Origin of the sequence: Dyadobacter sp. NIV53 (assembly GCF_019711195.1) — a bacterium.
GTDB lineage: Bacteria > Bacteroidota > Bacteroidia > Cytophagales > Spirosomataceae > Dyadobacter.
In genome coordinates, this window is the sequence record NZ_CP081299.1 from 3,988,066 (window position 1) to 4,000,094 (window position 12,029).

Below are 12,029 nucleotides of genomic sequence, written 5' to 3' on the forward strand. Positions count from 1 at the left end.
AATATTGAAATGAAAAAATTAATAATATATTTTCTGGGATTGATTGCAGTGTTGAATATAGCAGGCTGTGATGAATCGAAACTTGAACTGACAAGCCAGAGCAACTACGATTTTGATACGTACTTTACAACCAGTGAAGGATTAAACCAGGCCGTAATCGGAACGTATTCAACGTTGCTGCATAATGGTTTGTGGGCAAGGGAATATTACTACATATTTGATTTGCTGGGATTTGATGCTAAAAAAACAACCAACCTTCAGGGTGATGTGGCCCAGCTGGCGGATTATTCGTTTGGTACAAGCCAGTCGCAGATCGGTGCCATGTGGAATAGCCTTTACCGCATGATTTTACGTGCAAATGTTGTTATTGACCGTGCAGGCGTATGGAACCCTGCAACAGCTGCTGATCAGGAAAGTGCGAAACAATATATAGCTGAAGCGCGGTTTTTAAGGTCTTATGCTTATTTCAACATTGTAAATCTTTGGGGAAGAGCTCCTCTGATCACTTCTTACGACAGTACTGTGGCAAACAATTATTTTCCACGTTCGTCTACTGCTGCTATGTGGAGCTTTATCGAAAGTGACCTTACTCTGGCTGCTGCTGATCTTCCTTTGTCTTATCCTGCTGCTACCGGTTTGGGAAGAGCAACGAAGGGTGCAGCTATTGCTTTATTGGGCAAATCATATTTGTATCAGGGAAAATGGGCGTTGGCACAGACTACGCTGGCACAATTGACAACGGCTCCGTTTACTTACACGCTTGATACGTCTTACGATAACCTTTTCAGTACTTCAAACCAAAGCAGCCCCGAAAACATATTTCAGGTGATGAATGCGAAATGGACAGACTGGGCAGTTGGAAATCAGTATAATGCATTTGGCGGGCAGGAAACCTGGGGTGGAAAAGCGACTCTTTCGACCCGTGCACAGGAATACGGATTCAATGACTGGTTCAATGTTTATATTTCTACTGCTGCTGTGAAAGCGTTTAAATATACCAATCCGGCTACCGGAGCTACTTACACAGATCCACGTGCTTATTCTACCTTTTATGGTGATGCAGCAAGTGGTGGTGATACGGTTTATTGTGAACAATGTGCAACCGGCAAAATATCATTTCCATTCAAAACAAGCGATCCGCAGGGATATTATGTCTGGAGAAAATACGAATATTACAATGAAGTTGCAGCTTATGGAGGGCCTCAAAGTTCTATCAACGGGCAGGTTATCAGATATGGCGATGTTTTGCTGATGTTGGCAGAATCGTACATTCAGCAGGGAAATTCAGGAGCAGAACCATTGGCTCTGATCAATCAGGTGAGAAAAAGGGTAAATGCTTTTGCTTATACAAGTCTTGGCAGCCAGACTGCGGCCATGACAATACTGATGAGAGAGCGACAGCTCGAACTTACGGGAGAACAAAGCCGCTATTTTGACCTGATCAGATGGGGAATTGCAAAACAAACCATTAACAGCATCAGGGCAACAGAGCCAGGCGACGGAAAACAGCCGTTCCAGGATAAAAACCTGTTGTTCCCAATTCCAGACGTGGAGAAAAATTACAATCCCAACGTAGCAAAAGATATTGCCAACGACTGGAATTAACAGTGATAGAGTAAGGATTTTGTTTTAATAAAGAAAAAGAGATACGAATGGATTATTCCTGAACGTATCTCTTTTTTTGTTTCAACCGTTTTCTCAACATGGAATTGCTTGATATATAACCTGTTTCTTAGCAAATTAGGAGGGGTAACTTTATCAGTATTTTGTCTTTACTTATTCATAGAAATTAAGAGCATATTATTTATTCACCATTCGATGATAAAAGCGGTTGTATTTGGCATAGCCGGGCTGATTATTTTGCTTTCCTCACTGTTCTGGTCAGGTTGGTTTGGTCATAAGGTTGACTATAATACCGAGGTCAAGCCGATCCTGAACAAAAACTGTATGGGCTGTCATGGAGGTGTAAAAAAGGCGGGTGATGTCAGTTTTCTATTTGAACATGAAATGCTGGAACCTGGCAAATCAGGTAAAATTCCTGTCGTGCGTGGTGATGCGGATGCGAGTGAAATGATCCGTCGTATTCAAAGCCATGATCCGGATGAAATGATGCCAAAAAATGGTACACCTTTGAGTGAAGATGATATTTCGACATTGAAAAAATGGATCAATGAAGGTGCTGAATGGGAAAAACATTGGTCTTACAATCGTATTGAAAAACCGGAAATACCTTCTGCAGGTAACATTTGGAATCTGTTTGGATTATTAAACAAAAGCGAAAGCAATTGGGCCAAAAATGAAATTGACCATTTTATACTTCAAAAATTAAAAGAAAAAAACTTTCCGTTTCTCCAGAGGCTGATAAAGCAACACTGATCCGGCGGGTTAGCCTGGATTTGACAGGTTTGCCGCCTACTGAAAAAGAAGTAAAGGATTTTGAAAATGATAAATCTGCCAATGCGTACGAAAAAGTAGTTGACCGCCTGTTGAAATCACCTGCCTATGGTGAAAAGTGGACTTCAATGTGGATGGATCTTGCACGGTATGCAGACACAAAAGGTTACGAAAGTGATGGTGGAAGGACAATATGGCGTTACCGGGATTACGTGGTAAAATCTTTTAATGATGATAAACCATTCGATCAGTTTACTATTGAACAACTTGCAGGTGATTTACTTCCAAAAGGTAAAGATGGTTTTCCCAAAGAGGAAAATATGATAGCAACTGGCTATCACCGCAATACCATGACAAATAACGAAGGCGGAACCGACGACGAAGAGTTTCGTACTGCTGCACAAATTGACCGCGTGAACACTACATGGGAGGTTTGGCAGGGAACGACATTCGCTTGTATCCAGTGCCATAGCCATCCTTATGATCCGATTCCGCACGAAGATTATTACAAATACATGGCGTTTTTTAATAACAGCCGTGATGAAGATGTATGGGATGAATGGCCGAAATTAAGATTTTATAAAGGGGAAGATTCGGTACGTGTGGAACGTGTGAAGAACTGGATCAAAAAATATAATCCAAAACAGGTTGACGAGGTTACCCAGTTTATGAAGGTAATGGAGCCGAAGATCAACGCACACAATTTTGTAAAAGGCGATCAGTCAACGGTTTTATTGATTTCGTATTATGGAGTGAAAAACAAAGGAAATGCACGTATTCCGCAGGTAAATCTGACCGATGCAGGAAGTGTTGTGATGAATATATCTACCAAAGCCGAAAACGCTGTTCTGACATTACACATTGATAAACTGGACGGGCCTGTTTTATCAACCATAAAAGTTCCGACAAGAGACACAGTCATTGTAGCTCCGATTTCCAAAGTTTCGGGAAAGCATGATATATATCTTACCTTAAACAGTCCAAAAGCACCCGAAGAATGGGTACGGATTATGTGGGCTTCATTTCAAAAGGAATTGCCCGGAAAAGATCAGCCGGATTATCCTAAAATTGTAACGGACTATGCAGCTGCTTTAACAAAGTCTACCGAAAGTATGCCGGTAATCTGGGAAGGAAAAGGTGATTTTGCGAGGAAAACCAACGTATTTGTGAGAGGAAACTGGATGGTAAAAGGTGCCGAAGTAAAGCCGGATGTTCCGCAACTTTTGTCACCAATGCCCAAAGAATATTCAAAAGACAGGCTGGGACTGGCTAAGTGGATTGTGAACCGTGAAAATGCACTGACGGGAAGGGTCATTGTAAACCGCTTTTGGGAGCAGCTTTTTGGAAAAGGCATTGTTGAAACGGTTGAAGATTTTGGTTCACAGGGAAGCGAGCCAACACACAGGGAATTGCTGGACTGGCTGGCTGTTGACTTTATGGAAAATGATCATTGGAGCGTTAAAAAGCTTTTGAAAACGATAGTGATGTCGGCAACGTATCAGCAAAGTTCCAAAACAGATCAGGACAAACTGGAAAAAGATCCTTATAATATCTGGATCTCACGCGGGCCGAGAGTCAGGTTGAGTGCAGAACAGGTGCGTGACCAGGCTTTGGCATGCAGCGGATTAATTTCACGTAAAATGTACGGTCCGGGCGTGATGCCACCGCAACCCGATAAAATCTGGCAGTCGCCTTACAGTGGAGAAAAATGGGTTTTGAGCGAAGGTGAAGACAGATACAGAAGAGGTATTTATACCTACTGGAAACGTACTGCGCCATATCCTTCGATGGTTACTTTTGATGCACCAAGCCGGGAATTTTGCCAGTCAAGAAGGATTTTGACCAATACACCACTGCAGGCTCTGGTAACCTTAAATGATCCTGTATATCTGGAAGCGGCCGAAAAACTGGCGACTAATATGCAAAAAAGAGGTAAAACACCTGAACAGCAGTTAACAGAAGGATACAGGATGCTCACTTTCCAGCCGATTGCCAAGAAGAATCTGAATGTATTGGTAAAAGTATATCAGGAAGCATTGGATGCTTATAAAAAGAAACCCATTGAAGTAGACAGTATGCTGATTTACGGAAAAGAAAAATCCCCTGAACTGGCAGCGCTGACGATCTCGGCCAATGTAATGCTGAATCTGGATAATGTGGTTACGAAGGAATAAGGGGGAATGGGAGGAAGGAGGAAAGGGAAGAATGGGTGGAAGGAAGAATGGGAAGAAAAGGACATTGTAATTGTAACCTAAAAATCCATTTCAAACAGCCTGAAAGGCTCACATACCTCAGCCCATGGTAACACCGTGGGAAACGGGAAAAAAGGAAAACAGAAATAATTGTAACCTAAAAATCCATTTCAAACAGCCTGAAAGGCTCCTATACCTCAGCCCAGGGTAACACCCTGGGAAACGGGAAACGGGAAAAAAGGAAAAACAGAAATAATTTGTAACCTAAAAATCCATTTCAAACAGCCTGAAAGGCTCCTATACCTCAACCCAGGGTAATACCCTGGGACGAAAATATAACAATCCAATTCAAATAGCCTGAAAGGCTTACATACCTCACCCCAGGGCAGCGCCCTGGGGTACACGACCGGAAGAACATTATGGAAAAGCTATTAAAGGAACTTCAGCACGCCGAATTGCAGCGCCAGACCCGGCGGCATTTTTTGCAATCGTGCGGATTTGGACTTGGAGCACTCGGATTGGGTTCGTTACTGGATTCTTGTGGGCCATCTACTGCAAAAGGAAGCATTGGAAAAGAAACCTTAAATGCTAAAATCCCGCAATTCGCACCCAAAGCCAAACGGGTGATTTATATCCACATGGCCGGAGCACCGTCCCAGCTCGAACTTTTCGATTACAAACCACAGCTCGAAAAATACCACGGAAAAGATTGTCCGGCGGAATTTCTGGAAGGCAAGAAATTCGCTTTCATACAGGGCGTTCCTAAAATGCTGGGACCACAAAGCAAATTTAAACAGTACGGACAATCCGGTGCATGGATGTCGGATTATGTGCCTTATCTGCAAACCGTTGCTGATGAAATTACTTTCATGAAAGCGATGCATACGGATCAGTTCAACCACGCACCAGCGCAATTGCTGATGCATACCGGAAGTGCACGTTTAGGACGGCCAAGTCTGGGAGCATGGGCAACCTATGGATTAGGCTCTGAAAATCAGAACTTACCCGGTTTCATAGTACTGGCATCCGGCGGACAACAACCCGATGCGGGTAAAAGTGTATACGGAAGTGGATTTCTGCCTTCTGTTTATCAGGGTGTACAATGCAGGACAGGCGGCGATCCGGTTTTGTATGTAAGTGACCCGAGTGGCATGAACCGGGATATGCGCAAGCAAACGATCAACGCCATCAATGAAATTAACAAACAGACTTACGAAGACGTACAAGATCCGGAAATCCTGACGCGCATCAGTCAGTATGAAATGGCTTTCCGCATGCAAATGTCAGTTCCCGAAGTAATGGATATTTCCAAAGAACCACAGTTTATACTGGATATGTATGGAGTAAAACCAGGCGAGGGCACATTTGCCATGAACTGTCTTTTGGCACGTAAACTGGTTGAGAATGACGTTCGCTTTGTGCAGCTTTTCGATTGGGGCTGGGATGGGCACGGAACATCTGCCGATCATAATGTTGAAGGCGGATTACGACATAAATGCAGGGAATCAGATCAGCCTGTTGCGGCTTTGATACAGGATCTGAAAATGCGGGGATTACTGGAAGAAACCCTCATAATCTGGGGAGCGGAATTTGGCAGGACACCCATGCAGGAAAACAGGAATGGGCTTGTGATGCCTTATATGGGCCGGGATCACCATCTCGATGCATTCACAATGTGGATGGCCGGAGGAGGAGTGAAGCAGGGATTTTCCCATGGAGAAACGGACGAATTGGGATATTATGGCGTAAAAGACCGCGTGCATGTCCATGATTTACAAGCAACTATTCTTCATTTAATGGGTTTTGATCATGAAAAATTTACCTATCCTTTCCAGGGTAGAAATTTCAGATTAACAGATACAGAAGGAAAAGTAGTGAAGCAAGTATTGGCTTGAAGACTTTCCAAGTCTTATTGCAGAAAATAATTTTTATATAGCAAATGCATTTTATACTACTACAGGCTTCTGGCTGGTTTTCAAATTGGGCAATTTTTATTGGAAGATTTCATCCGGTCTTGGTGCATTTGCCAATTGGTTTTCTATTAATAGCAGCGCTTCTTGAAATCGGTCGCCGTACCGGAAAGATTGGTGTAAGCGAGTCTGCCATATCATTCATTCTTTTCTGGTCTGCAATTGGAGCTACCTTGGCTTGTATTGCAGGCTATTTACTATCGTTGGGAGGAGGTTATGATGAAGAGTTATTAAGTGATCACAAATGGCAGGGAATAGGAGTGGCGGTATTTGCGTGGATTGCCTGGATTGTAAAATCTGACTGGATTAAAGCTAAATTACATTTTGTGCCTGCTTTGTATCTGCCAGCTTTTGGCCTTGCAACCATCCTGACCATGACTGCAGGGCACGACGGTGGCTCGCTTACACACGGAGACGGATATCTGACACAATACACGCCGGAACCTTTTAGAAGTCTGGCTGGAATGCCTCCAATTACTGAACCGGTTACAGAAATAAAACCCATTGCCAATGTTGAGCAGGCTGTTGTGTACAAAGATATAGTTCAGCCGATCCTGGAATTACGCTGTGTACAATGCCATAATGCTACCAAGCAAAAGGGTGATCTGCGTATGGATCAATTGGCTTTAATGCTAAAAGGCGGAAAAGGCGGGCCTGTCTTTATTGCGGGTAAAAGTGCTGAAAGTGATCTGATTAAACGATGCTTATTGCCGGAAAGCGATGATGACCACATGCCTCCAAAAGGAAAACCACAATTATCAAATGAACAAATTGCGCTACTCTCCTGGTGGATTGACCAAGGTGCACCTGCCGATAAAAAAGTCGCAGAATTAAAGATTCCCGACAATTTGAAACCTGCTTTGGCCTCATTGTCTACTGGTAACCCTTCATCGGGAGTAAAAAGCTCGGAATCGGTAGTGCTAAGTTTGAAAGTTCCGGCTGCAAATGAAAAAGATATAGAAGCATTAGTAAAAGCAGGACTGATTGTGAACAATTTATCACATGACCAAAATCTGATAGAAGTAAGTGCAGTGAATGCTCCTGGTTTCAATGATAGCCAGATGGGACTAATCACCGCTTTATCTGAACAAATTGCCTGGCTTAAACTGGGAGATACAAAAATTACGGATGCTGCTTTAAAGGAAATTTCAAAATTGAAAAATCTGAATAAATTGCATCTGGAGCACACAGTTATAACTGACGCTGGCCTGGCTAATTTGAAAAACCTGCCTTATCTTGAATACTTAAATTTGGTGGATACTAAGATTACGGACGCTGGTTTGAAAAATATTGCATCTGTAAAAAGTTTGCGATCCATATATGTATGGCAATCTGCTGTGACAGATAGCGCGGTAAGCCAGGTAAGCAGGATTTATCCCAAGCTTTCCATTATCAGCGGGTTAAACGAGGCAGCAGTTGCAAAATTTTTAAAAGCTGGCGACAGCACACAAACAATTGCAGTTAAAAAAATCCAATAATGTAAGTCGTAGCTCCTATAATAACTTTATTATAAAGAGTATTAGCAAGTTGTAATAACTATGCAAACTTTAAACTCTAAACTTTTCACTTATTCTACATGAACCGCCGGAATTTTATGAGTACTGCCTTAGCAAGTGCGGGAGTAATATCAGGTCTTGAAGCTGCTGCTCAGGAAAATATCGCCCCGTTTCAGTTTAAAGATAAATCCTTTTTAAAAATCCTGGGAACAAACTGGGGCTTTGAGGGAACAACCGATGAATTTTGCGCAGCAATTAAAAAAGAAGGGTATGACGGAACCGAAATGTGGTGGCCCGGAACGAAAGAAAAACAAACAGAACTATTCTCTGCTTTAAAAAAGTATGATCTGGAAGTTGGTTTTCTGTGTGGATCAGGAGAGAGGGATTATGTGACACATCTGGATGCATTTAAAAAATCCATCAACGCTGCTACAACCGAATTTGACCGGAAACCACTTTATATTAATTGTCACAGTGGCCGGGATCATTTTTCTTATGAACAGAATAAAGCATTTATAGACCATACTACCGAAGCAGCTGCAAAAAGCGGTATACCTATTTATCACGAAACACACCGTGGAAGAATGCTTTTTGCCGCACATGTTACACGAAATTTTATTGAGAAAAATCCTGCTTTAAGACTTACACTCGATATTTCGCATTGGTGTAATGTGCATGAAAGTTTATTACAGGACCAGGAAGAAACAGTTAAGCTTGCATTAGCCAGGGTAGGGCATATTCATTCACGTATTGGTCATGAAGAAGGTCCTCAGGTAAATGATCCGCGTGCTCCTGAATGGGAAGCAACCGTAAAGGCACATTTAGCATGGTGGGATGCCGTTGTGGAGCAAAAGATCAAAAACGGAGAAACACTGACTGTCCTTACAGAATTCGGTCCGCCCAATTATTTGCCGACCTTACCTTACACCAATCAGCCACTCGCAGATCAGTGGGCGATTAATGTGTACATGATGAACTTACTGAGGAAAAGGTATTTGAAAGCGGATTAACCCGGTGCGGTTCACTGGGGAAATAATAGCTGAAGTGCGCAAAGGGACATAAGGTGATGTCACCCTCTCACAGAGCATTACCCTGTGAAGTTCTCCCTACAACTTCCTCTCAATCAGCCGGATCAAACCTTCCAGCCATTCCGCATCTGTTTCACTGAAATCATCCAGTTCGTCACTATCCACATCCAATACCATGGCGACGGTTCCGTTTCTATGAAAAACGGGTAAAACAATTTCTGATCTGGAAGCAGAACTGCACGCAATATGACCGGGGAATGCTTCAACATCAGGAACGATCAATGTTTTTTGCTGTGAATAACTTGCGCCGCAAACACCTTTATGAAAAGGAATACGTGTACAGGCAACAGGCCCCTGGAATGGCCCTAAAACCAGCTGGCCTTCTTTAGCAATGTAAAAACCTACCCAGAAAAATCCAAAAGCCTCTTTTAATACAGCAGCTACATTTGCAAGATTCGCCGTTAAATCACTTTCAGATTCAATCAATGACTGTATTTGAGGAATGATCGTTTCGTAAATCGTTTTCCGGTCTGTTGTTTGCGGGATAAAAAGATCTTCTGCCATGCAATGGTAATATTATCGTTTATTCCAAAATGAACGTGGATTACATTACAAAAGTTACAGACCTGTGTTAAAATCTGATGGCATAGATGTTGGAGTTATTACGGTATATGTTGGTTAAATCAATTCTAAATCTGTTATTTCGCAAATTGGTTTTATTTTGAAGTGAATACGCGCATGATGCAACGCCACATACTTTTAATGGATGGTCCTGACCATAAAGGGCTCATTTACAAGGTTACCCGCATACTTTTTGAACACAATCAGAACATTATCCGTAATGATGAATATGTGAGCCCGTCACATTATTTTTTCATGAGGACGGAATTTGAGGGAGAAACAGATGCGAGTGAATTGCTGATTGTACTTCAGAAGGAATTGCCGTCAGGAATTAATCTTCGTCTGAATCCTAAAAAGAAAAAAGACATTGTACTGTTTGTAACCAAAGAACATCATTGTCTGGGTGAACTTTTGATACGTTACGCATTTGATGAACTGGATGCTACAATTCAGGCGGTGGTGAGTAACTATAATACATTGCAGCCATTAGTAGGCAAGTTCGGTATTCCTTTTCATTATATTACACATGAAAATAAAAGCCGGGAGGAACACGAACAGTCTATTCTGAGAACGCTGGATATTTATCGTCCGGAATATCTGGTCCTGGCTAAATACATGCGTATTATTGCAGCCGATTTCGTTAATCATTATCCCGACAGGATCATTAATATACATCATTCCTTTTTACCCGCATTTATTGGGGCCAATCCTTATCGGCAGGCTTATGAAAGGGGCGTCAAGATTATTGGGGCAACGGCGCATTTTGTAAATAATGACCTGGATGAAGGGCCGATTATTGCGCAGGATGTAAAACCAGTAGATCACCGGCAAACTGCTATGGATATGGCAACACTCGGAAAAGATACAGAAAAAGCGGTTTTATCAAAGGCTTTAAAACTGGTATTTAACGACCGTGTTTTTATTCATAATAACCGGACTATCATCCTGTAACAAGAAAAAAGCCCTTAGTCAGAATCACCGAGGGCTTTTTGTAATCTGATGGATGTTATTGATTATGTAATTCTACAAAAAAATCTTCAAAACATCAAATTCATAGTCAGGCTATTACGAAATTCTAATGCTATTTTAATTAACTGGTATAGCAGTTCGCGCCAGATCTACAAGATCAGCATCATTCACTTCTTTTTTCAGATCCGCTACTTCAAGGAAACGGGTGTAAAGTTCATCCAGTGCAGGTTTATCAAAACTGAACCCCAGCAATTCCAAACGATGTTTCAATGCATGACGGCCGCTTCTTGCAGTTAATACAATATCGGATTTATCTACGCCAACATCATGCGGGTTCATGATTTCGTAATTTAATGTATGTTTCAGGAAACCATCCTGATGAATGCCTGACGAATGTGCAAAAGCATTGCGTCCCACAATCGCTTTATTAGCCTGTACAGGCATGCGCATCATTTTAGAAACCAACTGGCTTGTAGGGTAAATAAATTGTGTATTTACACCCGTTTCAAGTCCAAGTTCCTTGTGTACATGTAATGCCATCACCACTTCTTCAAGCGAAGTATTCCCCGCACGTTCTCCGATTCCGTTTATTGTAACTTCTACCTGGCGCGCACCCTGGCTTATTCCGGCAATGGAATTGGCAGTTGCGAGCCCCAGGTCATTATGACAATGTATTGAAATGATCGCTTTGTGTACATTTTTTACATTCTCAAAAATATATTTGATTTTGTTGCCATATTCTTCAGGCAGGCAATATCCGGTTGTGTCAGGAATATTTACAACAGTTGCACCGGCTGCAATGACTGCCTCTACCAACTGGGCAAGAAAAACCAGGTCTGCCCGGCCAGCGTCTTCACAGTAGAATTCAACATCCTCTACCTTGCTTTTGGCATATTTTGTAGCAGAGATTGCTCTTTCAATGATCTTTTCTCTTGTCGTATTAAATTTATGCTGAATATGGATATCAGACGAGCCGATACCAGTATGGATCCTGCCGCGTTTGGCATATTGCAATGCTTCGGCTGCTGCATCAATATCGCCAATTACAGCACGCGAAAGTGCGCAAATAATAGGTTCGCGAACGGCTTTAGAAATTTCAACCACAGAGCGGAAATCTCCCGGGCTTGATACCGGAAATCCTGCTTCTATTACATCAACACCCAGTTTTTCGAGTTGTCTGGCTACGACAATTTTTTCTTCAGTTGTTAATTGGCTGCCTGGTACCTGCTCGCCGTCCCTTAAGGTTGTGTCGAAGATCTGAACTCGATTACTCATTGCGTGGGTAATTTGATTTTTATGGAATTACGAATTTAATAATTTTCAAACAATATAAAACCCTTTCCTGATGAAGGAAAGGGT

General features: G+C 42.2%; 7 protein-coding genes and 1 pseudogene. 6 read left to right on the plus strand and 2 right to left on the minus strand.

Translation table 11 applies throughout. From position 1 onward, the window contains the following. Nucleotides 1-9 precede the first annotated feature (9 nt). The 5 genes and pseudogenes from KZC02_RS16260 (at nt 10) to KZC02_RS16280 (ending at nt 9,062) form a co-directional block, all read left to right on the plus strand. Complete coding sequence (locus KZC02_RS16260) at nt 10-1,605, plus strand: RagB/SusD family nutrient uptake outer membrane protein (protein ID WP_221389678.1); 1,596 nt, start codon at nt 10-12, stop codon at nt 1,603-1,605. Nucleotides 1,606-1,818: 213 nt separating this feature from the next. Then, nucleotides 1,819-4,568 (plus strand): annotated as a pseudogene (locus tag KZC02_RS16265) (DUF1553 domain-containing protein). A gap of 437 nt (nt 4,569-5,005) precedes the next feature. Beyond that, nucleotides 5,006-6,481: a DUF1501 domain-containing protein gene (locus KZC02_RS16270; protein WP_221389679.1), complete on the plus strand. Its 1,476-nt coding sequence runs from the start codon at nt 5,006-5,008 to the stop codon at nt 6,479-6,481. 44 nt (nt 6,482-6,525) lie between these two features. Next, nucleotides 6,526-8,034, plus strand: coding sequence for a c-type cytochrome domain-containing protein (locus KZC02_RS16275; protein WP_221389680.1), 1,509 nt, complete (start codon nt 6,526-6,528; stop codon nt 8,032-8,034). Nucleotides 8,035-8,150: 116 nt separating this feature from the next. Continuing rightward, nucleotides 8,151-9,062: a sugar phosphate isomerase/epimerase gene (locus tag KZC02_RS16280; protein ID WP_229253631.1), complete on the plus strand. Its 912-nt coding sequence runs from the start codon at nt 8,151-8,153 to the stop codon at nt 9,060-9,062. Between the two features lie 96 nt (nt 9,063-9,158). On the opposite strand, the gene KZC02_RS16285 is transcribed toward KZC02_RS16280, so the two are convergent. Next, the gene (locus KZC02_RS16285; protein WP_221389682.1) at nt 9,159-9,644 is read right to left on the minus strand and encodes a GAF domain-containing protein; all 486 of its coding nucleotides are present in this window, start codon (nt 9,642-9,644) and stop codon (nt 9,159-9,161) included. Nucleotides 9,645-9,821: 177 nt separating this feature from the next. On the opposite strand from KZC02_RS16285, the gene purU reads away from it, so the two are divergent. Next, entirely contained in the window at nt 9,822-10,652 is an 831-nt protein-coding gene (gene purU, locus KZC02_RS16290; protein ID WP_221395080.1) for a formyltetrahydrofolate deformylase, read from the plus strand. 135 nt (nt 10,653-10,787) lie between these two features. Here purU and KZC02_RS16295 read toward each other — a convergent pair whose 3' ends face one another. After that, nucleotides 10,788-11,945 (minus strand): 2-isopropylmalate synthase, encoded by a 1,158-nt coding sequence (locus KZC02_RS16295; RefSeq protein WP_221389683.1) that lies wholly within the window; start codon nt 11,943-11,945, stop codon nt 10,788-10,790. Nucleotides 11,946-12,029 lie beyond the last annotated feature (84 nt).